General features: G+C 65.2%; 20 protein-coding genes. 12 read left to right on the plus strand and 8 right to left on the minus strand.

The annotated features are described in order from the left end of the window. Window positions 1-285, minus strand: a 285-nt coding sequence (locus EKH49_RS15560; protein WP_145964453.1) for a helix-turn-helix domain-containing protein, incomplete at its 3' end; no start/stop codon positions are given. A gap of 214 nt (window positions 286-499) precedes the next feature. Here EKH49_RS15560 and EKH49_RS15565 point away from each other — a divergent pair. The 4 genes from EKH49_RS15565 to EKH49_RS15580 all read left to right on the plus strand — a co-directional run bounded on the left by EKH49_RS15565 (window position 500) and on the right by EKH49_RS15580 (window position 4,758). Further along, window positions 500-2,230 (plus strand): HNH endonuclease signature motif containing protein, encoded by a 1,731-nt coding sequence (locus EKH49_RS15565; protein ID WP_128471574.1) that lies wholly within the window; start codon window positions 500-502, stop codon window positions 2,228-2,230. Between the two features lie 179 nt (window positions 2,231-2,409). Further along, complete coding sequence (locus EKH49_RS15570; RefSeq protein ID WP_236641203.1) at window positions 2,410-3,429, plus strand: magnesium and cobalt transport protein CorA; 1,020 nt, start codon at window positions 2,410-2,412, stop codon at window positions 3,427-3,429. A gap of 22 nt (window positions 3,430-3,451) precedes the next feature. Next, entirely contained in the window at window positions 3,452-4,093 is a 642-nt protein-coding gene (locus EKH49_RS15575; protein WP_236641204.1) for a GyrI-like domain-containing protein, read from the plus strand. Beyond that, on the plus strand, window positions 4,084-4,758 hold the full coding sequence (locus EKH49_RS15580) for a DNA alkylation repair protein (RefSeq protein WP_128471577.1): 675 nt from the start codon (window positions 4,084-4,086) through the stop codon (window positions 4,756-4,758). Before EKH49_RS15575 ends, EKH49_RS15580 begins: the two co-directional genes overlap by 10 nt. Window positions 4,759-4,795: 37 nt before the next feature. On the opposite strand, the gene EKH49_RS15585 is transcribed toward EKH49_RS15580, so the two are convergent. From EKH49_RS15585 to EKH49_RS15595, 3 genes are all read right to left on the minus strand, one after another. Then, the gene (locus EKH49_RS15585) at window positions 4,796-6,172 is read right to left on the minus strand and encodes an amino acid permease (protein WP_128471578.1); all 1,377 of its coding nucleotides are present in this window, start codon (window positions 6,170-6,172) and stop codon (window positions 4,796-4,798) included. Next, window positions 6,169-7,233, minus strand: coding sequence for a histidinol-phosphate transaminase (gene hisC, locus EKH49_RS15590; protein WP_128471579.1), 1,065 nt, complete (start codon window positions 7,231-7,233; stop codon window positions 6,169-6,171). The genes EKH49_RS15585 and hisC overlap by 4 nt, the downstream gene beginning before the upstream one ends. A gap of 206 nt (window positions 7,234-7,439) precedes the next feature. Next, the gene (locus EKH49_RS15595; RefSeq protein ID WP_038991263.1) at window positions 7,440-7,949 is read right to left on the minus strand and encodes an Lrp/AsnC family transcriptional regulator; all 510 of its coding nucleotides are present in this window, start codon (window positions 7,947-7,949) and stop codon (window positions 7,440-7,442) included. A gap of 135 nt (window positions 7,950-8,084) precedes the next feature. Between EKH49_RS15595 and EKH49_RS15600 the strand changes: the two genes are divergently transcribed. From EKH49_RS15600 to EKH49_RS15615, 4 genes are all read left to right on the plus strand, one after another. Next, on the plus strand, window positions 8,085-8,933 hold the full coding sequence (locus EKH49_RS15600) for an SDR family NAD(P)-dependent oxidoreductase (RefSeq protein ID WP_128471580.1): 849 nt from the start codon (window positions 8,085-8,087) through the stop codon (window positions 8,931-8,933). A 75-nt stretch (window positions 8,934-9,008) separates the two neighbouring features. Continuing rightward, window positions 9,009-9,884, plus strand: coding sequence for a VOC family protein (locus EKH49_RS15605; RefSeq protein WP_128471581.1), 876 nt, complete (start codon window positions 9,009-9,011; stop codon window positions 9,882-9,884). A gap of 9 nt (window positions 9,885-9,893) precedes the next feature. Next, window positions 9,894-10,892 carry an epimerase gene (locus EKH49_RS15610; protein ID WP_128471582.1) on the plus strand — a complete coding sequence of 333 codons (999 nt, stop codon included), beginning with the start codon at window positions 9,894-9,896 and terminating at the stop codon, window positions 10,890-10,892. Window positions 10,893-10,901: 9 nt separating this feature from the next. After that, a complete protein-coding gene (locus EKH49_RS15615) occupies window positions 10,902-11,528 on the plus strand; it encodes a pentapeptide repeat-containing protein (protein WP_128471583.1) in 627 nt (208 codons plus the stop codon). Here the strand turns inward: EKH49_RS15615 and EKH49_RS15620 are convergent. Then, window positions 11,512-12,432 carry a LysR family transcriptional regulator gene (locus EKH49_RS15620; RefSeq protein ID WP_128471584.1) on the minus strand — a complete coding sequence of 307 codons (921 nt, stop codon included), beginning with the start codon at window positions 12,430-12,432 and terminating at the stop codon, window positions 11,512-11,514. The two genes, EKH49_RS15615 and EKH49_RS15620, sit on opposite strands and share 17 nt — an antisense overlap. 78 nt (window positions 12,433-12,510) lie before the next feature. Between EKH49_RS15620 and EKH49_RS15625 the strand changes: the two genes are divergently transcribed. Next, complete coding sequence (locus EKH49_RS15625; protein ID WP_128471585.1) at window positions 12,511-14,238, plus strand: L-aspartate oxidase; 1,728 nt, start codon at window positions 12,511-12,513, stop codon at window positions 14,236-14,238. 117 nt (window positions 14,239-14,355) lie between these two features. Further along, a complete protein-coding gene (locus EKH49_RS15630; protein WP_128471586.1) occupies window positions 14,356-14,988 on the plus strand; it encodes an AmiS/UreI family transporter in 633 nt (210 codons plus the stop codon). Here EKH49_RS15630 and EKH49_RS15635 read toward each other — a convergent pair. Next, entirely contained in the window at window positions 14,985-16,667 is a 1,683-nt protein-coding gene (locus tag EKH49_RS15635) for an ABC-F family ATP-binding cassette domain-containing protein (RefSeq protein ID WP_121866888.1), read from the minus strand. The two genes, EKH49_RS15630 and EKH49_RS15635, sit on opposite strands and share 4 nt — an antisense overlap. Before the next feature lie 70 nt (window positions 16,668-16,737). On the opposite strand from EKH49_RS15635, the gene EKH49_RS15640 reads away from it, so the two are divergent. Then, entirely contained in the window at window positions 16,738-17,640 is a 903-nt protein-coding gene (locus EKH49_RS15640) for a hypothetical protein (RefSeq protein ID WP_128471587.1), read from the plus strand. 151 nt (window positions 17,641-17,791) lie between these two features. Next, complete coding sequence (locus EKH49_RS15645) at window positions 17,792-20,320, plus strand: esterase-like activity of phytase family protein (RefSeq protein ID WP_128471588.1); 2,529 nt, start codon at window positions 17,792-17,794, stop codon at window positions 20,318-20,320. Between the two features lie 86 nt (window positions 20,321-20,406). Here EKH49_RS15645 and EKH49_RS15650 read toward each other — a convergent pair whose 3' ends face one another. Beyond that, the gene (locus EKH49_RS15650) at window positions 20,407-20,754 is read right to left on the minus strand and encodes a hypothetical protein (protein WP_038991245.1); all 348 of its coding nucleotides are present in this window, start codon (window positions 20,752-20,754) and stop codon (window positions 20,407-20,409) included. A gap of 116 nt (window positions 20,755-20,870) precedes the next feature. Then, complete coding sequence (locus tag EKH49_RS15655) at window positions 20,871-21,653, minus strand: hypothetical protein (protein ID WP_128471589.1); 783 nt, start codon at window positions 21,651-21,653, stop codon at window positions 20,871-20,873. Window positions 21,654-21,682: the final 29 nt, after the last annotated feature.

The raw sequence follows: 21,682 nt of genomic DNA on the forward strand, positions 1-21,682 counted from the left end.
CATATTGCCCAGGTGGTATTGGATGGTCAGTGGGCCGGCGTCGAGCCCGGCTGCGGTGAGTTTGGTGCGTAGTTCAAGGATGAGCTCGACAGTTTTCGGGTCGGTAGCTCGTGGGTTGCTCAGCGGCCGGCGTGATTGTGGTTCCAGGGCTTGATCGCCGCCGGCGTCGTACGCTTTGAGGAGCTGGTAGATGCGTTGGCGGGAGATTTTGTATTGGCGTGACGCGGTGGTGACGCTCATCCCGGCATCGCGGATTTGGTGGACGATGACATGATTCTTGGACATGTCTCAGAGTCAAGGATGACGCAGCTCATAGGTCAATGGGTGAGTGTCTAGGATGTCTGGACTCATGTGTCTAATATGTCGTGAATCTACACACCCTTACCTCCACAAATTAAAATCCTGCGATTCGGCTCGGGCCGAATCGCAGGATTTTTTCTTTTCCACAGTCTGGCCGAGCCCGCCTTTGCGCGCTCTGGATTCGGTGCAAGCTGTATCCATGACCACTGACACCGCCAAAGCACTGCAACAGCTCGCTGAAGCCTCCGAGCTCATCGGCGCAGCCACCGCTGTGCTTGGTGCGGGCAATATCCCCGCCGGCCATGCTGCCTGCTACGCCAAATTAACCGAGCGTATCGCCCAGCAGACTTCCCGAGCCCAGGTTCACGCAGCGCACGCGCTGCGCCGCACCGGTGCCCACAAGCTCGACCAGTCTTCCTTCCAGGCTATCGAAGAAGCCGCCGAGCACCCGAAGCTGCAGAACATCGAAGATGCAGCCGGCCGCACCATTACCGGCCGGACCCACTTCAGGAACACGCGTGGAATGATGCGCGACTGGCTGGATATCCCGCTGGGCACCGCCAGCGAACGGCTCATCCTTGCTGACTGCTTGCTAGGCGGCGTCGATGAGGCAGGACTGCCGACGCCCCCGTGGCTGCCCCAGCTTGCGACCGAATTCAATGATCCTGCGTCAGACCCACGTCTGGTCTTTGCGGCCAGCAAGAAACTGCATTCGGCACGCAAGGACTTGGGCGAGGGGGAGGCTGCTGAGGCGAAGAAGGCGCAGCTTGAACGAGAATCCTTGACTTTCATGCATGCGGAGCCCAAATCGGCCCGGAAGCATATCAGCGACTTGGTGGCGCAAGTGAAGGCCGGTAAGCGTTCGATCAAGGCACTGCTGGAAAGCATCGGAATCTTCAAAAAGGGCCTTCGCCATGGCCTCATCGAATATGTGGTGAAGGCGTTGCCTTCCCAAGCAGCCTATATCGAGGCGTTCTTCGCCTCGCTGGACAACCCGGCGACCGTGGCGGGCAACCGCGAGGGCTTGAAGGATGCCGAAGCGCAATTCACGGGAGAAGAAGCCAGCGATTGGGACGACGAGCAGTCCATGCCCGATTGGACTCAAGATCATGCCGAAGGCACCGAAGCCGATGCCGACGAGGCAGAAGCGGACACCGAGGCGCCCGAAGCCACGGACGCAGACGATGCAACAGCTTCCGAAACCGCGAATGAGCATGGAACTACGGAACACCAGCAGGAACCAGGCACCGAATCAGCCCCGTGGGAAGATCTGAATCCTGAACGCAGGCGGCTCATCGGTTTCATGGCCCTGCTGACGAGCGATCGAACGGCAAGACCGCCGAACAAGCAACCGGGACTAGCCACTCCGCAGGTGAGCATCATCCTGAATTATGAGCGGATGCTGGCACGGGCATCCGATTTCGCGGTCACTTCTTCGGGAATCCAGCTATCTCCGGGCGAAGCCAGGGCAGCGCTGTGCCAAGCAGGGATCTATCCGGTGGTGCTGAACGGAAAGAGCCTGCCTCTCGACTTGGGCCGGACGCAACGCTTGTATTCCAAGGCTCAACGCAGGGCGATACGGGCAGCCTATCGGGGCTGTTCCTATCCTGGGTGCAGCATGCCCGCCGAACGGTGCGAAATCGATCATCTGGACGCCTGGGAAAAGGGCGGGCGAACGGATATCAAGAATGCGGCCTTGAGTTGCGTGATCCATCACACGGCCCGTCATTGCGGACTATTCCATGCGGTGAAGATCCCGCAAAGCAGACCCATGGTGCTGCTTTCACCCGAATTGGATCCCGAGCAGAAATTGCGAATCAATACCTATTTCATGACACCGGCAGAGGCGTTGGAAGCTGAAGCGTTGGCCGATGAGGCTACGGAACAGTGGCGTGCCGGAAAGCTGGATGCAGAAATCGTCGACCCCTAGGCTTCGGCCGCCAAGAATCGGCCGTCGCAAAGCCGGAGAACTGATCAACGCCAAAATGCGTTCGGGACTTGCCATACTTGAATGAACGAAGATCATTCAGGAGCAAAATGTCACGACTTCAACGCCGGGCAGCGAACGCCAGAGCAGCCTATGGAACCCATCAGTCATCACATGCCTCGATGGCAGTGCGTTATATTGACGACGGCACCGTGGAATCCGCACCGGAAGGCACCAGCGCAGCCGATGCGTTGGCCTTCGGCCAGTCCGGACCCCAGCGCATCGCGTTGTCACTCTATCCCACCCCGGATGAAGCTGACATCCAAGAACTCACCGAGGCGTGGGACCTGCACCCGGTGCTCGTTGAAGACCTCGTCCACGCCCGCCAGCGGCCGAAGCTCGAACGCTACGGCGAGGTGCTTCTGCTAGTTGTGCGTTCGGCTCTGTACCTGGACGAAACCGAAGAAGTGGAGCTGTCCGAGTTCCACATCCTGGTCCGCAAAGGCGCTGTAGCTGTCCTCTGCCAGGACCACCGATGGATCGATGGCACCGACGGCGAAGGGTTCGTCGAGTCCATCAGGAACGGGCGCCTGCGCAAGGACCAGTTGCTGCTCAAGGACCCGGAACTGCTCCGTCTGGGCGCAGAGGCAGTCCTGTACCGGATCCTGGATGAGATCGTCGATGGATACGTCCCGGTGCTCCACGGGCTGGGTATCGACAAGGAACAGATCGAACGCCAAGTCTTCAGCGGGGACGCTGCGGTCACCGAACGCATCTACCGATTGAGCCAAGAAGTCATCGACATGCAGCACGCGACCGCGTCGTTGCTGGAAGTGGTGCAATCGCTCGATGACGGGTTCAAGAAGTACCCGGTGCCGGACGAACTGGAAACCTACCTCCAGGATGTTACCGACCACCTCACCCGCGCGCATTCCCAAGCCGTGGAATACAGGGATGCACTCTCGCAGATCTTGAACGTGAACTCCACCCTTGTAGCACAGCGCCAAAACGAGGACATGAAGAAGATCTCGGGTTGGGCTGCCATCCTGTTCGCGCCGACGCTGATCGCAGCGATCTACGGGATGAACTTCGATAACATGCCAGAACTTCACTGGTCATTCGGCTACCCGGTGGCAGTCTGCCTCATGCTCGGCTTTGCCGCAGCCCTGTATGGTGTATTCAAATGGCGTAAATGGTTCTAGACGGAAGGCTTCAGGCGAGACCTTGCCGGAGAAAATTGACTTCAAGAAGTCGCTGGACGGATACCGGTCGAAAGCCGGGGAAATCCGTGTCCTGCAGGTGCCAGCAGCACAATACCTGATGATCGACGGAACCGGAGATCCCAACACCAGCGATGCGTACCAGCAAGCCTTGCAAACTCCGTATCCCGTCGCCTACAAGCTCAAATTCGCGAGCAAGGCCCAGGGCCGCGACTATGTCGTCCCGCCATTGGAAGGCCTCTGGTGGGCCGAGGACATGGCAGTGTTTACCGAGCGGCGGGATAAGTCGAAATGGAGCTGGACGATGATGCTCATGGCTCCTGCATGGATCACCGAGGAAGACTTCGCGTCAGCCGTGGAAGCGGCACAGGAGAAGAAGCAGCTGCCATGCCCCGAACGCATCCGCTTCGAGACGCTCCTTGAAGGCCAATGCGTGCAGACACTGCACATCGGCCCCTACGATGACGAAGCCGGAATTCTGGCCACGATGCACCACGAATTCATTCCGGCGCAGGGTTTGCGCATGACCGGCAAGCACCACGAAATCTACCTCGGCGACCCGCGCAAGGTGGCACCGGAAAAGCTTCGCACCATCCTGCGTCAGCCCGTTGAACCGCTTCAGCAGAAGGAAGACACATGGAACTGACACCGCAGAGCACCGTTGCCGACGTGCAGCAGGCCTTGGCCGAACTTGAAGACCCCAAGCACCGGGCAGTCAATGAGAAGCATGGCGACGATTTTGGCGTGAACCTGGGCAAGCTCAGGGCACTGGCCAAGGCGTTGAAAAGCAACCAGGAACTTGCCAACGAGCTCTGGGCGACGGGGGACACCGCAACCCGGCTGGTCGCGCTGCTGATCGCCAAGCCACGCAGTTTTTTACTCGACCAGCTGCAGGCCTGGAGCAAGGACGCCACCACTCCCAAGGTCCAAGCCTGGTTTCTGAGCTACATCGTTAAGAAATCCAAGCTGCTCGAAGAACTCCGCGTGCTGCTCATGGGGGAGTCCGACCCGGTGCAACAGGCTGCCGCGTGGGAATTGACCGCGCACCAGGTCGTGAAGGCCCCGGAACTGCTGGATTTGGAGCAGCTGCTGGACACCATCGAAGCCGAGATGCGTACCGCACCGGACCGCTTGCAATGGGCGATGAATACGACGCTGGCACAGATCGGCATCGAGCATGAGCGGCTGCGCCCGCGCGCGCTGGCGATCGGCGAGTCGCTGCAGGTGCTGGCGGACTATCCGACCTCTGCCGGGTGCATTTCCCCCTTCGCGCCAATTTGGATCACCGAAATGGCAAAGAGAAAAGCCTAGGCCCGGCAATTGCTGGACCTAGGCTTCACGGAGATGTTCAGGCGTCCGCCGAATCCCCGCTCTCATCGCGCAGCGCGATCTTGGAGATCACCCAGATCGCGGCGGTCAGCCCGCCGGTGAGCAGCAGCTGGGTGCGTGCGGCTGGATCGGTCATCGCAATGGCGACAATCGCTGCCAAGAGGACGATCGTCGCGATCGACAAGCCCGGGAAACCCCACAGGCGCAACGGCAGGTGCGCACCGTCGCGGTCCGCACGACGACGCAGGATCAGCTGCGTGACGGCAATGAACGCCCAGATGACGATGATGGTCGAACCGACCACGTTCAGCAGGATCGGCATGACCGCATCCGGCCAGATCCAGTTCAGGCCCACGGCCAGGAACGAGAAGGACACCGAGCTAATGACGGACTTCGCCGGCACGCCCTTGCCGGTCACATGGGTGACGGCGCGCGGGGCGAGCTTGCGCTGGCCCAGCGAGTAAAGCATGCGCGAGGAACCATAGATGTTCGCGTTCATCGCCGAAAGCAGCGCGACCACGACCACGGCGTTCATCATGAAGCCCACGCCCGGAATGTGCATGACATCCAGCGCGGCGGCAAATGGCCCTTCGGCGACGGCCGGGTCATTCCATGGCACCAGGGCGACAATCACCAGGATCGAACCGAGGTAGAAGAACAGGATGCGCAGCATCACCGACTTGACCACGCGCTTGATGTTGCCAGCCGGGTCCTTGGACTCGGCGGCCGCGATCGAGACGACTTCGGTGCCGCCGAAGGAGAAGATGACGATCAGCACGGCCGCGGCAATCCCTGCCATGCCGCCGGGGGCGAAGCCTCCGTGGGCGGCCAGGTTGGCAAAGCCCACCGGTTCAGGGGTGGGGATCACGCCCGCCAGTACTAGTGCGCCGAAGGCCAAGAAGGCGATGATCGCCGCCACCTTGATCACGGCGAACCAGTATTCGAAACGTCCGTAGTTGCGCACGCCGAGCAGATTCGCCCCGGTGAGGATCACCACGAAGCTGAGCACCCATGCCCACTGCGGGAATGCGGGCACCCACCCGGCGGTAATGGCGGCGGCCCCGGTGGCTTCTGCGGCGATCACCACGACCAGCTGGACCCAGTACAGCCAGCCCAGCGTGGAGCCGGCGCTGCGGCCCATGGCCTGGCCGGCGAAGGTCGAGAACGCACCCGAGGAGGGGTTCGCGGCAACCATTTCGGCAAGCATCGCCATGATCACGATGATCACAGTGCCGGCGATCAGGTAGGAGACCAGCACCGCCGGTCCGGCAATGGAGATCGCCTGGCCGGACCCGACGAACAGGCCAGCGCCGATCGCGCCACCCAGGCCCATCATGGAGATCTGGCGCTGGGTCAGCCCGGCATGCAGCTGCTCGGGGGCTTTGACTGCGCTCACGCGGTGGCCTCCTGCACGGCTGGCAGGGCGGCGAGCACGCGGTCGACATCTTCCGCGGTGCCCGAAGAGATCCGCAACCCTTCACCCGGGAAGGCGCGAACCACCACGCCGCCGGCTGCCAGCATGGCTTCGAGCTCCACGGTCGACTCGCCGGCATCGACCCAGACGAAATTCGCCTGCGACTTCACTACCGGGTATCCGGCGGCGGCCAGGGCATCGTGCATCCGCTCGCGCTGGGCGACGACTTCCTCGATGCGCACCGACAGTTCGTCAACGGCGGCCAGCGAGGCCACCGCAGCGCGCTGGGCCAGGTCGGTGACGCCGAACGGCACGGCGACCTTGCGCAGGTTCGCAGCGACTTCCAGCGGACTGATCGCGTATCCCACGCGCAAGCCGGCCAGCCCGTAGGCCTTGGAGAAGGTGTGCAGCACCGCCACATGCGGGTACTTGCGGAACAGCTCGATCCCGTCGGCCCGCACGGCCGAACGGTCGAAATGCACGTAGGCTTCGTCGACGACGACCAGCACATTGCGCGGCACGGCGTTGATGAACTCATCCAGCGCCTGGGCCTCCACGACGGTGCCGGTCGGGTTGTTCGGATTGCAGATGAAGATCAGCCGGGTCTTCTCGGTGATGGCGTCCAGCATGGCTGGAAGATCGTGTCGGCATTCGGCATCCAGCGGCACCTCGACGGGGGTGGCCCCGGCGATGCGCACCAGCGAGGGGTAGGCCTCGAAGGAGCGCCACGCGTACATGACCTCGTCGCCTTCGGCGGCGACTGCATGGATGATCTGGGCCGCGACCTCAACCGATCCGGCACCCAGGGTGATGTGCTCGGCCGGGATGCCGAACTGCGCGCTGAGCGCGCCGGTCAGTTCGGGTGCCGCAATGCTCGGGTAGCGGTGGATGGTGGCCAGGCCGTCCTGGATGCTGTCCAGCACCGATGGCAACGGCGCATGCGGCGACTCGTTGGACGAAAGTTTCGAGGCTCCAGCGGCTGCGGGTTTGCCTTGCTTGTAAGCGGGCACATCCTGCAAGGAGGGGCGCTGGTGAAGGGTCATGAGGTTCCTCTCTGACTGCCAGAGCTGCACGAGGCCGGCAATCGTTCGTATGGCAAAGCCGTGGTGCGTGGTCAGCGGTGGCCCTGCTCATATCCTCGCGTGTCGCGATTCACAAGCATCGACTGTAGGTTGCTTGAATCTGCCGGCGCAATCGCGACCCCTGTTCCTATGCAGGCTGCATAGCGTTCTCCGCCAAGTAGCCCATTTTACTGGTCAATCTGCCCACTCTTTTCCACATCGGCCGCGCTCCTAGCGCACGCTGCGACCAGTGGCAGGGTTCTCCCCTGGAAATGCTCGTGCAGGGCGAAGGACGATGAGGTCCTTGCCACACCTGGCACCTTGTTGATCCGGTTGAAGATTTCCTGCAGGTCCTCGGGGGTCCGGGCCACCACGCGCAACTGCAAATCCGAGCTGCCGGTCACGGTGTACATGTCGACGATCTCCGGGATGGATTCCTCCAGCGCGGTCGCCACCGGGTCATGCCCATAGCGCTGGATGATCTCCACCTGGCAGAACGCGACCAGCGTGTAGCCGAACCCGGCAGGCTTGATCCGCGGGATGATGCCCTGGATGACGCCGGCCTCGTGGAGCCGGGCCAGCCGGCTGCTGATCGTGCCGCGGGCAACACCCAGGCGCCGGGCGCACTCCATCACCGGCAGCATCGGCGATTCGGTAAGCAGTTCGATCAAATCCGCGTCCAAGCGGTCAATGCGCACGGTCGTCCTTTCGACAAGTCGGTCCAATGCTCCAAGGCTAGCGGTGAATGCTGGGCGCACTGAATGAAAATAGCCCAATTGTTAGCCGCGACACAGGCTAGGCTGATGCCATACGGATCCTGAAGGAGTACAGATATGGGCAAGACGCCTCTTGAATCGGTAGCCGGTTTGCATGTCCTGATCACCGGGGCGGCGCAGGGGATGGGCTTGCTCTTCGCCAAGCAGGCCTGCCGCGAAGGCGCGGCGCGCGTGGTCATCTGGGATATCGACACGGCAAGGCTCGACGCGGCCGCCGAAGAATTGCGCCGGCTCGGCGGCACTGTCGAGGCGTACGTGGTGGACCTTGCCGACCCGGCCCAGATCCACCACTACGCAGCCGAAGCGGTTGAGAGCGGGGGAATCGACGTGCTGGTCAACAACGCCGGGGTGGTAACCGGCACGTCCTTCGCGAAACACCGCACCGCGCAGATTACCGCGACCATGCAGGTCAACGCACTGGCCCCGATGTACTTGACCCACGCCCTGCTTCCGCAGCTGGGGCGGCGAGGCAAGGGCCGGGTGCTGACCATGGCGTCGGCGGCCGCATTGGTGTCCAACCCGAACATGAGCGTCTACGCTGCTTCCAAGGCCGCGGCTCTGTCCTTCAGCGATTCGCTGCGCCTCGAACTGGAGGACAACGACCAGATCGCCGTGAGCACGATTTGCCCGACCTATATCAGCACCGGCATGTTCGCCGGCGCCAAGTCGATGCTGCTGACCCCGATCCTGGAACCGGAAGTGGTGGTGGACCGCGCGTGGCGGGCGATGCTTGCGGGCACCCCGCTGGTGCTGATGCCGTGGACCAGCAAGCTGGGCCAGCTGCTGCGCGGCGTTCTGCCCCGAGCGGCGTGGGATTTCGTGGCGGGCAAGGTCATCGGCGTGTACCACTCGATGGACGAGTTCACCGGGCGAACATCGCGGGACGCGCAGGTGAACCGGGGCTGAAAAATCACTGTTCCGCCTGTTGCCAGCGGGCTTGAAGGGGTAGCTTGGGAGCATCGCCCAGCGAGGAGGTCCGTCATGCAAAATCTCACTGTCAACCTATGGATGCAAGGCAATGGCGAGGAGGCGGGGGAGTTCTATGCCCGCTCCTTGCCGGAGGCAACTACCGAAGTTGAATCGCGCTACCCGAACGAAGGGCTGCTGGATTTCCAGCAACCTTTCGCTGGCAAGCCGCTGACCGTATCCCTGTGGGTGCGCGGAACGAAAATCACGCTGGTCAACGCCGGCGGAGAATTCGCGCCCAATCCCTCGATATCGATCATCCTGGTCTTCAACACCGGCCAGCGCGAGTCGCTCGACGCCACCTGGTCCGCGTTGATGGAAGGTGGCACCGCGTTGATGCCGCTGGATGCCTACCCGTTCAGCACACGCTACGGCTGGGTGAAAGACAAGTACGGCGTTTCCTGGCAGCTGATGGAATCCAGCGAACCGGTCGAGCCCCGCGCGTCGGTGATTCCCTCGCTGATGTTCGGCGGTGCCGCGCAGAACCGTGCGGCCGAGGCCATCGAATTCTACGGGCAGGTGCTCGGCGCGAAGCTGGACAGCGCCTACCCGTACGGCCAGCCGACAGAATCCGCCACCGCCGAGGCGCTGATGTACGCCCAATTCACCTTGGGCGAGGATTGCGTGGCGGCCATGGACTCGGGTGTGCCGCAGGACTTCACCTTCACCCCCGGCGTCTCGCTGGAATGGCACTGCGACGGGCAGGCCGAAATCGACCGCGTCTGGGATGCTATGTCGGCGGTGCCCGAAGCCGAGGCCTGCGGCTGGCTCACCGACAAATTCGGGGTGAGCTGGCAGATCGTCCCGTCGAACATGGGCGAGTTGATGGAGCGGCCCGGCGCTTTCGAGAATATGCTGAAGATGAAGAAACTGGTGATCAACGACTTCTAGCGGGGAACAATGGGCGGCGCTGCACGGCGGGCGGTAGTGGCAGGAGCCAGCGGGTTCATCGGCGTGCGGCTGATCGCGCAGCTGCGCGAGGGCGGATACCAAGTGGCGGTGATCGGCCGCGGCGAGAAGTCCGATGCCCAGTGGGGCGATGGCCCGGGGCTGGAGGCACTGGTCGACGGCGCGGATCTGCTGGTGAACCTGGCCGGGAAGAATGTCGGGTGTCGCTATCACGATGCGGCCCGAAACGAGATCCTCGCTTCGCGGGTGGACACGACCCGTGCGCTGCACGAAGCGGTTAGCCGGGCCGCGAATCCGCCGCAGCTGTGGCTGAATGCGTCAACCGCGACCATCTACCGGCACAGCATGGATGCGCCGAACACCGAGGCCGACGGCCGGATCGGTGAAGGCTTCTCGGTGGATGTGGCGCGCAACTGGGAACGCGAGTTCTTCCGCGGCCAGCTGCCCACGCGCCGGGTGGCCCTGCGCATGGCGATCGTGCTCGGCGATGGCCCAGCCACGCGCAAGCTGCTGGCCATTGCGCGGCTGTGGCTTGGCGGGGCGCAGCACGATGGCTGGTGGCCTGCGCATCGGCGGTACCGCGGCATCGGGGAAGACCCGAGCGGATCCGAACGCAGCGGCTGGCATCGCACGCGCGGGAACCAGCGCTTCAGCTGGATCCACGTGGATGATGCGCTCGGCGCGATCAGGCATATCATCGAGCACCCCGAAATCTCCGGGCCGGTCAATCTCAGCTCGCCGTACCCGGTGGCGAATCGGGAACTGATGGCCTCGCTGCGCCGCGCCGCAGGCAGGAAATTCGGGTTACCCGCGTATCGTTGGATGCTGGAACCGGCCATGTTCGTGCTGCGCGTGGAACCCGAAATGCTGCTGAAGTCCCGTTGGGTGCTGCCCGGGGTGCTGCAGGACAGCGGCTACGAATTCCGCTGGCCGCACCTGGACGTGGCACTGGAAGACGTCGCCGGGAATCTGGCCGGAAAACAACTTTAAGGACGCGCATTGGCACCGAGGATCCGCCGCTTCACCCTGCCCGAGCTGGCCCGCGGCTACCGCGGAGACCTGGGAGACGACTACATTGAACTGCTGCACTTCCGGAATTTCGATGCACCGCTGGCGGCCGATGGCGCGCGGCTGGAGGAATGCCGGTTCAGTTCCGTGCAGATCGAGTCCTTGCGCAACGCCCGGCTGATCCAGTGCGAGCTCGAGCAGGCCGGGGCACCGGCGCTGCAGGCTGCCGGGGTGTTCCTCAACGACGTGCGGGTCAACCACAGCCGCTTCGGCTCCGCGGATTTCGCTGAGGCACAGCTTGATGGCGTGGCGTTCGAGAACTGCAAATTCGGCTGGCTGAACCTGCGCGGCGCCACGGTGCGGGACGTGCGCTTCCGCAATTGCCAGTTCGAGGAGATCGATCTGGGCGGACAGATCCAGCGCCTGGGCTTCGCCGATTCGCGGGCAGGGCAGATCAACTGCCATGGTGCGCAACTGCGCGAGGTGGATTTGCAGGGGCTGGATTTCGCTGATGTGGAAGGTGTCGATGGGTTGCGCGGCGCGCAGATCAGCTCGCTGCAGCTGGGCCTGCTGGGCGAGGCGATGGCCAGCCACCTGGGGATCAAGCTAGGTAGCTGATTTGCCCGTGCCTGGCCGCCAGCTGCGCGGCCGTTTCGGACAGCAGGTGCTGCATGGCCGCGGCCGCGCGGGTCAATGAGACATCGCGCCGGTGCGCCAGTCCGATGGTGCGGGCCAGCGGTTCGCGCAGGGCAATGGAGCGCACGCCTGGGGCGTCCAGCGCCACCGTCGCTGGAACCACGGCGACGCCGAGCCCGCGCTGCACGAAGCGCAGCACCGCGTCCATTTCCCCGCCTTCCACGACGATGTTCGGCATCAGGCCGGCAAGCTTGTAGGCCGCAGCGGTGCTGGCGCGCAGGTCGTAGCTGTGCGCGAAGGCTAGCTGCGGCACTGGCGCCAACGCGCGCAGGTCGAGTTCGCTGCCGGCCAGATGCGGGTGCTCCAGCGAGTCGATGACCACCAATTGTTCTTCCAGCAGCGGCAGGTTCTCCAGATGGCTGCCGTTCACCGCGTGTTCCGAGGTCACGATGAGCGCCAGATCCAGCGCGCCGCCGTCGAGCTGCTCCAGCAGCTTGTGCGATCCCGCTTCGAACATTTGCAGCTGCACCCCGGGGTAGCGGGTGCGGAAGATCGACAGCGCTTCGGCCACCAGCGAAACGCACAGTGACGGAGGCGCGCCCAGGCGAACCCGGCCGCGTCGCAGCCCTGCCAGATCAGCCATTTCGGTGCGGATGGATTCCTCGTCGGCCAGCATCCGGCGCGCGCGGGGCAGCACGGCCTGTCCGGCGGCGGTGAGGGTGATGTTGCCGCGGGCGCGGTGGAACAGCTCGGAGCCCAGCTCCTGCTCCAGCGTGGCGATCTGCCGGCTCAGGGAGGGCTGGGTCAGATGCAGCTGTTCGGCAGCCCGGGTGAAGTGCCCCACATCGGCGATGGCGGTGAAGCCGCGCAATTGCTCTAGGTTCATGCTGCATAGCCTACTGCTATGGACATCATGCCAATAATTCATTGGACGTATTCTTGGCGCGGGTCGATGCTGGAAAACATGAGAAATGAACAGCAGATATCCACTTCCGTACTGGTCATCGGCACCGGCGGTTCCGGCTTGCGCGCGGCCATCGAGCTGGCAGAGGCGGGCACCGATGTGCTGGCCGTGGGCAAGCGCCCGCGCCACGATGCGCACACCGCGCTGGCCGCCGGCGGCATCAACGCGGCGCTGGGCACGATGGACGCCGAGGACAGCTGGCAGCAGCATGCGGCGGACACCATCAAGGAGAGCTACTTCCTGGCCGATCCGCGCACCGTGCAGGTCGTCGCCGAAGGCGCGGCCCGCGGCATCGAGGACCTGGAACGCTACGGCATGAACTTCGCCCGCGAAACCGACGGCCGCATCTCGCAGCGCTTCTTCGGCGCCCACAAGTTCCGGCGCACCGCCTTCGCCGGGGACTACACCGGGCTGGAAATCCAGCGCACCCTCATCAAACGGGCCGAGCAGCTACAGGTCCCGATCCTCGACACCGTCTACATCACCGAACTGCTCACCGCCGAAGGCCGGATTTTCGGCGCCTACGGCTTCGACGTCAACGATGGCACCGGCTACCTCATCCACGCTGACGCGGTCATCCTGGCCGCCGGCGGGCACAACCGCATCTGGCGCCGCAGCAGCTCGCGCCGCGACGAGAACACCGGCGACTCGTTCCGCCTGGCTGTCCAGGCCGGCGCCCGGCTGCGCGACCCGGAACTGGTGCAGTTCCACCCCTCGGGCATCATCGAACCGGAAAGCGACGCCGGAACCCTGGTCTCCGAGGCCGCGCGCGGCGAAGGTGGCATCCTCACCAATGCGCTGGGCGAACGCTTCATGGCCCGCTATGATGCGAAGCGCATGGAGCTGTCCACCCGCGACCGCGTCGCACTGGCCGCCTACACCGAAATCCGCGAGGGCCGCGGCACCGAAAACGGCGGAGTATGGCTGGACGTGTCGCACCTGGACCGCGAGGTCATCATGAAGCGGCTGCCGCGGGTCTATCAGACCATGATGGAACTGCAGATGCTGGACATCACCGAACAGAAGATGGAGATCGCCCCGACCGCGCACTACTCCATGGGCGGGGTGTGGGTGGATCCGCTGACGCATGCCACCGAGGTTCCCGGGCTCTACGCCATCGGCGAGGCTTCCTCCGGGCTGCACGGGGCCAACCGGCTGGGCGGCAACTCGCTGATCGAACTGCTGGTCTTCGGGCGCATCGTGGGGCAACACGCGGCGCAGTACTCCGCGTCGCTGGCCGCCCAGCCACGCTCGGCCCAGGCCGTCACCGCCGCCCGCACCCACATCGCCGAGCTGCTCGGATCCCGGGGCCAGGAAAACGTGCGCAGCCTGCAGCGCGCCATTCGGGACCTGATGACTGAGCATCCCGGGGTGGTGCGTGATGAAGCGGGATTGCTGGCAGGCCTGGCGAAGCTGGAGAGAATCGAGCAGCGCATGGAGAACGTGGGAATCCACCCGGACATCGCCGGCTACCAGGACCTGGCGCACGCCTTCGACCTGCAGTCCGCGGCGTTGGCCGCACGCGCCACGCTGGAAGCGGCGCTCGAACGCCGCGAAACCCGCGGCTGCCACAACCGCAGCGACTACCCGGCCATGGACCCGGCCCTGCAGGTGAACCTGGTCTGGTCGCCGAGCACCGGGATCACCCGCGAAGCGATTCCCGAGGTCCCGGAGCAGATCGCGGAACTGATCACCGAAGTCTCCCAGGAGGGCAAGCTGGTCGAGTAGCGATTTCACCCGAATTTGCCAGCCGGGCATCGGTACCTGAAACTGTCGTTAGCGGCAGGAGACGGGTCCGGTTCCCGGATCCGCATCCGGGGGTGAGCCGCGCGAGTGGAGGAATCAATGGCCCACGTCGGGCTGGTCTTCGTAGGCCTGATCTTGTTCATCAACGGGCTGGTGTCCCTGGGCCGAATTCCGGCCCGTTCGGCCGCAGTGCTCAACCTCATGGTGGGCGGCGTTCAAATCCTGCTGCCTACGCTGATCATGGTCCAGGCCGGCAGCGACACCCTGATGGTCAATGGCGCCTGGCCGAGCTACCTGTTCGGAATGACCTATCTTCTGGTGGGCCTGAATACGCTCTGCGGCTTCGATACCGGCGCCTTCGGCTGGTTCAGCGCCTTCGTGGCGGTGATCGCCGTGTACAAGGCGGTGATGTCCCTGAGCACGGATCCCATCTTCGCGGTGATTTGGCTGTCGTGGGCGCTGATGTGGCTGTGCCTGTTCCTGCAGCATGCGCTGGGGGTGCAACGGCTAGGTGGCATCGAGCTGCAGCGCTTCGCCGGCTGGCTGCTGGTCAGCGCCGGAATCCCGTCCAGCACGGTGCCGGCGCTGTTCGCCCAGAACGGGATCTGGACGACCGCCCCGGCCGCCGGCCTTGCGGCGTTGGCGGCTCTGGCGGTGTCACTGGGCTTCAGCGCCTGGCAGGGGCTTCGCTCGGACAGAACGCTGGAGGCGCGCCAGAACCTCGCGGCCTAGCGGTCGCGCTGCACCCGGGCCTCGTCCCACACCGGCGTGTCGGACTCGTAGACTTTGCCGTCGGAGCCGAAGACCAGGAAGCGGTCGAAGCCACGGGCGAACCAGCGGTCGTGGGTGACTGCCAGGACGGTGCCCTCGAACGCGTCGATGGCGCGTTCCAGCGCCTCGCCCGAATGCAGGTCCAGGTTGTCGGTGGGCTCATCGAGCAGCAGCAGCGTCGCCCCGGAGAGCTGCAGCAGCAGGATCTGGAAACGTGCCTGCTGGCCGCCGGAGAGCGAGTCGAATTTCTGCTCCGACTGGCCGGCCAGGCCGTAGCCATCCAGCGCGCCGGCGGCCGCCTCGCGCGGCAGGCCCGAGCGGTGCTCGTCGCCGCGGTGCAGGATTTCCAGCAGCGTGCGGCCGAACAGGTCCGGGCGCGAATGGGTCTGCGCGAAGTAGCCGGGGCGGATGCGCGCCCCGAGCTTCACCGTGCCGGCGTGTTCCACCGGCTCGATGACCACGTCGGAGACCGGCAGGTGCTCGCGCTCCGGGTCGGTGCCGCCGGAGGCCAGCAGGCGCAGGAAGTGCGATTTGCCCGAGCCGTTGGATCCCAGGATGCCGACGCGGTCGCCGAACCAGATCTCGGTATTGAAGGGCTTCATGAGGTTGGTTAGCTCAAGCTTCTCGGCGACGATCGCGCGCTTGGCGGTGCGACCGCCCTTCAGCCGCATCTGCACGTTCTGCTCCAGCGGGATGGCCTGCGGTGGGCCGGCTTCCAGGAACTTCTCCAGCCGGGTGGTGGCCGCCTGGTAGCGGTTGGCCATGTCGGAGCGGAACGCGGCCTTGGTCTTGTACATGTTCACCAGCTCCTTGAGCTTGGCATGCTCCTCGTCCCAGCGCTTGCGCAGCTCCTCGAAGCGCTCGTTGCGCTCCTTGCGGGCGTCCACATAGGAACCGAACGCCCCGCCGTGCACCCAGGCGGTCGCCCCGCCATGGCCCGGCTCCAGGGTGACGATGCGGGTAGCGGCGTTGTTCAGCAGCTCGCGATCGTGGCTGATGAACAGCACGGTCTTGTTGGAGCGGGACATCGTCTCCTCCAGCCAGCGCTTGCCCGGCACGTCCAGGTAGTTGTCCGGCTCGTCCAGCAGCAGCAGCTCGTCGTTGCCCTCGAACAGCGCTTCGAGCACCAGGCGCTTTTGCTCGCCGCCGGACAGGGTGCGCGCCAGCCGGTCCCCGGCCTTGTCGAAGCCGACACCCAAGGCGGCCATGCAGACCTTGTCCCAGGTGGTTTCCAGCTCGTAGCCGCCGGCGTCGCCCCATTCGATGATCGCCTCGGCGTAGCGCATGTGGACTTTCTCGTCCTCGCTGGTGAGCATCTTCGCCTCGTACTCGGCGACCTTGGCGGCGGCCTGGGCCAGCGCCGGGGCGGCGGTGGACAGCAGCAGGTCCTTCACCGTCGACTCGTCGCGCACCTGCCCGACGAACTGGCGCATGATGCCCAGGGTGCCGGTGCGGTTAATGGAGCCTTCGTCGGCCTTCAGATCTCCTGCGATGATCTTGAACAGGGTGGTCTTGCCGGTGCCGTTGGGTCCGATCAGCGCGGTCTTTGAACCGGCGGTGACTTTGAACGCCACCCCGCCCAGCAACTGGGTGCCGTCGGAAAGGAAATACTGGATGTCTGTTACGTCGATATGGGCCACTTGGCAATCCTATCGGGCTTTGGCCGGTTCGTTCCCGCCGCGGCAACCCGCGCTAGGCTAGCGTAGTGCCATGCAGATCGAATTGGACATCTCCGGCGCGCTTCATGCCTGCTGCCATCCGGGCTTCGCAGTGGGCGAGAAGGTGCTCTGGGAGATCGCGCGGCTGCGCTACCCGGATGGCACCGTGGTCTACGAGCTGAATGACCACGACACGTTCAGCGAATCCGGGATGCCGGTGAGTCCGGTGCACGGCATAGTGGCGGACATCCACTACATCGACCACCACTACGAGCCGGCCATCGGCGATCCCGGAGTGCTGCAGCCCTCCGGGGAACCGGCCAGGATCACCCCGACCACCAGCGTCCCTGCGGGCACGGACTTCAATCACGATCTCATCCACGTCATCCTGGAACTTCTCGACCCAAACCAGCTGCCGCAGATCTGCGACTGGGATCCGCAATTGGACTGCCCGTCGGATCCCTCAGCGCGCGAAGACGCCGCTCGCGCGCAGTTCGAGCTCAGCAGCGCAAGCGTCCACTTGCGTGAACTCGCTGAGGAACTGGCGAAGCGCTACGGCCACTTGGCCCAGGTGCGCTCCGATAGCCTAGGCCAGATCTCGATGCTGCCGCGGGCCGCCGGCGCCGCCGAAGTGCACTGGCGGCTGGATTTCAGCGATGTCCCCACGCAGCTGGTGCTCACCGTGGCCGGCGCCGAGTGGACCTGGCCAGCTGATGCGGCATCGATCGGGCAGCTGGCGCAGATCGTGGAAGCGGTCACCGCCGGGCGCCTTGAAGAACAGCGGCAGGCAACCGGCGCCAGCATGGTCCTTGCGATGAGCATCGAGCTGGCCGATGGCACCACACTGATCCAGCGCGACACGGTCCAGGGTTTCGCTGGGCAGGACTCGTTCGCGGTCATCGGTCCATTGGGCGACCGGTTGGCCCGAAGCGGCGCCTTCATACCCTGGGGCTAGCTGCCGCCTGCCTGCTGGATCAGCTTGGTCGAAAGCGACGTCCAGCGGACACTCGCGCGTCACCTGGTGTTCGCCTGCCGGTCTCAAAGGCTTGCGAATCTTGGGAGGTCATCTCAAGCAAACGCCAAGCAATTTTCGGGGGACTACCGACGTGAATCGAACCGCACAGAGGTCAGCGGGCATCCTTGCCGCGCTGGCATTGGGGGCCGGGGGCCTTGCACCGCTGGCACTGGCCGCAGGAGCCAACGCGGAGAGCGGAAGCTATTTCGAGCGCACCGCCACGTACCCGGTGCACCAGAACCATCCTGAGGGCGCAGCGGCCGAAACCGCCGCGGAAATCTCCACGGTCTCGGCCGATGGGCAGACGCTGATCTACACCGATGCGCTCTCGCGCCAGATCGGCTTCGTCGACATTTCCGACGCCGCGAAGCCGGTGGGCCTGGGCACCCTGCCGCTGCACCAGCTGGACAGCGCCGAGGACGAGCCGACCAGTGTCGCCGCCTTCGGCGAGTACGTGCTGGTGGTGGTCAACACCTCCACCAGCTACAGCGAGCCCTCGGGCCGCGTGGACGTGGTGCGCATCGCCGACCGCACGCTGGTGCACAGCATTGCGCTGCCGGGCCAGCCCGATTCCATCGCGCTGTCTGCCGACGGCGCCTATGCGGCGATCGCCATCGAGAACGAACGCGACGAGGATGCCGGCGACGGAGGGCTGCCGCAGGCCCCTGCCGGTTCGGTGGCGATCCTCGACACCGTGGGCCAGTCCCCGGCGGACTGGTCTCTGCGCGAGGTGCCGCTGGCCGGCGGAACCCGCGAGAACCCCGAAGCGCTGGATGAGCTGGCGCAGGCGGGGCTGGATACCCCGCAGGATCCGGAACCCGAATACGTGAGCATCAACTCGCGCAACCAGGCGGCGGTCTCCCTCCAGGAAAACAACGGCATCGTGCTGATCGACCTGCCCAGCGGCACCATCGCCAAGGCCTTCAGCGCCGGCACCGTGGACCTGGAAGGCATCGATACCGAAGAGGACGGAAAACTCGACCCCGCAGGCTCGCTGCTGGGCGTGCCGCGCGAACCGGATGCCATCGGCTGGATCCAGGACCGCTACCTGGCCACCGCGAACGAGGGCGACTGGAAGGGCGGCAGCCGCGGCTTCACCGTCTTCGATTCGAGCACCGGCGAACCGGTGTGGGATGCCGGAAGCAGCTTCGAGCATCTCGCGCTGTCCCAGGGGCTGTTCCCCGACGGCCGGGCGGGGAAGAAGGGCACCGAGCCGGAGGGCCTGGCCATCGGCGAATACCAGGGCACCGACTACGCCTTCGTCGCCTCCGAACGCGGGAACTTCGTCGCGGTATACGATATGGCCGATCCGCGCGCGCCGAAGTACGTGCAGACCCTGCCCACCACCAACGGGCCCGAGGGCATCCTGCCGATCCCGGGCCGCGAGCTGCTCGCCGTCTCCTCGGAAACAGACGAGGCCGAGAACGGGGTGCGTTCGGCGCTGAACCTGTTCAGCTTCGGTGCCGCCGCGCCGCAATTCCCGCAGCTGTCCTCCGATCCGGCCGATCCGGTGCCGTTCGGCGCGCTCAGCGGGCTGTCGGCCAACCCGGCCGATGCCTCGCAGCTCTTCGCAGTCAGCGACAACGCGTACCAGCCGCGCATCTACACGCTGGAGGCCGGCACCCCGGCCACCGTCGAATCCTCGATGGCGGTCACCGGCGCCAGCGTCGAACTGGACCTGGAAGGCATCACCGCCCGCGCTGATGGCGGATTCTGGGCAGCCCATGAAGGGGAAACCGGGGCGCAGAACCTGCTGGTGCGCATCGACGCGGAAGGCGTGGTGCAGGAGGAAATCGCGCTGCCTGAACTGGCGGAGCTGGGCAAGCACGGGCTGGAAGGCATCGCCGCCACCGGCTCGGACGATGAGGAAGAAGTGGTGTTCGCGGTGCAGCGCGAGCTGCCCGGCGAGGATTACGTCCGCCTGGGCAGGTACCTCCCGGCCACCGGCGAGTTCAGCTGGTACGGCTACCAGCTGGAAGCGGCGGTGGACGGCGCCTGGAACGGCCTGTCGGAAATCACCGCCCTGCCCGATGGCTCCTACGCGGTGATCGAGCGCGATAACCAGGTGGGCCCTGGTGCCGCGCACAAGAAGATCTACCAGGTGCGGCTTCCGGATGCTGCGGCCGGGGAAGTGCCGCTGGTGCAGAAGATGCTGGCGGCCGATGTGCTGCCGGCGCTGCAGGAAACCAGCGGATGGACCCAGGAGAAGCTCGAGGGCCTGGCCGTTGCCGATGGCGAGGTCTACGTGGTGACCGACAACGATGCGGTGGACGACGCCACTGGCGAAACCGTGTTCGCGCACCTGGGTGCGGCCGATGAGGTGTTCGACCTGGCCGGCCCGGAACCGAGCGAGCAGCCAAGCGAAGAACCGAGCGAGGAACAGGGCGAAGCGCCGGTTGCGGAACCAACCGCGAGCCCTTCGCAGGCCCCGCAGCAGGATTCCAACCAGCCCCAGGCGCCCACGGATGCGCCGCAGCAATGGCGGCCAACCGAGCCTGAGGCCGGCGGGGACCTCGCGGACACCGGCGCCAACAGCTTCTGGCTGATCCCGGTGGGCGCGGTGATCGCGCTGCTCGGCGCGGCGGCGGCGATCAAGAGCGCACGGGCCCGCGCCAAGTAGCACGGGTCGAGTAGTCCGGGAGCAGCCCGGCCCCGGGCACAGCGAAGGCGTGGCACCCGCAGGTGCCACGCCTTCGCTGATTAAAACTAGTTCTTCTTCTGCGAGATCACGACCGCAGCCACGGCGGCGATGACCAGCGAGATGAGCAGGAACTTGCCGCCCTTGCCGGACTTCTTCTCCGGGGCGGAAAGGCTCTTCTGGGCCGCCTGCACGGCGTTCTCCACGGAGGCGCGGGCCCGCTTGGCGGCCTTGGAGTTCCCGCCGACATTCTCGATCAGGTTGGCGCCGGCCTTGCTGATGGCATCGGTGTTGACGCCGGCGACGGCCTCGTTCCAGCTGCCGCGGATTTCCTTGGGCAGCTCTTCCTTGGCGGTCTTGGCGAGTTTCGCCAGCGACTTCTCAACTTGCTTCAAGCTCTTGGCAGTCTTCGACATGTTGTTCCTCTCTGGTGGACCTGGAGTCGGGTAGACCTTGAGGTCTCTGTTCCAGCCTAGCCAGCCGGAGGTTGGCGCTCAAGGACGTGCCGTTGCGCTCACTGCGAACTGGGAACTTACTGGGAGGGCGGGCGCAGCGCGCGGATCCGGGTGCGCAACGCGCTGAACAGGCACAGCAGCATCAGGATCGCGGCGACCGAGAGCACCGTGGCGAACCCCGGCGAAGTGGACTGCCCGGTATAGCGGTCGGCGATGATCCAGCCGATCACCCACAGCGCACCGGCGTTCAGGTAGATCCCCATCGGGTTCTTGAAGCTGACCGCGCTGAGGAAGAGCGCCAGCAGCAGCACCGCGAGCGCGCAGGCTCCCTTGAACATCAGCGAGCCGGCGTCGGCGCCGGAGTGCGCGGTGAAGGCGACGGCCTCGGCCAGCACGATCACCGAGAGCCACCCGGCGAACAGGCCGAAGCTGGCGCGGGTGATCCACCGGTCCACCTGCCGCAGCGCCGCGGTCCTGCCGACCATCACCACAATGCGGATCAGCAGGGCCAGCAGGAGCAGGCCGAAGGCCAGCGAGGCGCCGATGCGGTCGCGCTCCAGGAACGCCACCCACAGCGCATTGCACAGCACCGCGCCGAGCACCCAGGGCCGCAGCCGGTGGTGCAGCCCGGTGCGTTCTTGCGGCAGGCACTGCCAGATCGCGTAGAACGCCACGGCGGCCATCAGCCCGAACCAGGGCAGCTGCCCGATGGGCGGAACGGAGGCGACGGTGGCGTCGGGCCCCAGCCAGCCGCCGGCGATGTCCTCCAGCCCGGCGGCCGAAAGCACCGCCCATGCCGCCCAGCCCAAGCCGAGCAGGATGGCGGCCGCATAGCCCACGGTAACCAGCCTTGTCTTCACGATTCCGAACGTACCACGGCCCGGGGACC

It is taken from the genome of Glutamicibacter sp. HZAU, from assembly GCF_004100365.1.
GTDB lineage: Bacteria > Actinomycetota > Actinomycetes > Actinomycetales > Micrococcaceae > Glutamicibacter > Glutamicibacter nicotianae.

Excerpts from the sequence above, each read along its gene's own strand:
- EKH49_RS15620 (WP_128471584.1), bottom strand. The coding sequence starts at position 12,432 with ATGAACCTAGAGCAATTGCGCGGCTTCACCGCCATCGCCGATGTGGGG.
- EKH49_RS15640 (WP_128471587.1), top strand. The coding sequence starts at position 16,738 with ATGCAGATCGAATTGGACATCTCCGGCGCGCTTCATGCCTGCTGCCAT.
- EKH49_RS15580 (WP_128471577.1), top strand. The coding sequence starts at position 4,084 with ATGGAACTGACACCGCAGAGCACCGTTGCCGACGTGCAGCAGGCCTTG.
- EKH49_RS15650 (WP_038991245.1), bottom strand. The coding sequence starts at position 20,754 with ATGTCGAAGACTGCCAAGAGCTTGAAGCAAGTTGAGAAGTCGCTGGCG.
- EKH49_RS15565 (WP_128471574.1), top strand. The coding sequence starts at position 500 with ATGACCACTGACACCGCCAAAGCACTGCAACAGCTCGCTGAAGCCTCC.
- EKH49_RS15625 (WP_128471585.1), top strand. The coding sequence starts at position 12,511 with ATGAGAAATGAACAGCAGATATCCACTTCCGTACTGGTCATCGGCACC.
- EKH49_RS15570 (WP_236641203.1), top strand. The coding sequence starts at position 2,410 with ATGGCAGTGCGTTATATTGACGACGGCACCGTGGAATCCGCACCGGAA.
- EKH49_RS15605 (WP_128471581.1), top strand. The coding sequence starts at position 9,009 with ATGCAAAATCTCACTGTCAACCTATGGATGCAAGGCAATGGCGAGGAG.
- EKH49_RS15610 (WP_128471582.1), top strand. The coding sequence starts at position 9,894 with ATGGGCGGCGCTGCACGGCGGGCGGTAGTGGCAGGAGCCAGCGGGTTC.
- EKH49_RS15600 (WP_128471580.1), top strand. The coding sequence starts at position 8,085 with ATGGGCAAGACGCCTCTTGAATCGGTAGCCGGTTTGCATGTCCTGATC.
- hisC (WP_128471579.1), bottom strand. The coding sequence starts at position 7,233 with ATGACCCTTCACCAGCGCCCCTCCTTGCAGGATGTGCCCGCTTACAAG.
- EKH49_RS15630 (WP_128471586.1), top strand. The coding sequence starts at position 14,356 with ATGGCCCACGTCGGGCTGGTCTTCGTAGGCCTGATCTTGTTCATCAAC.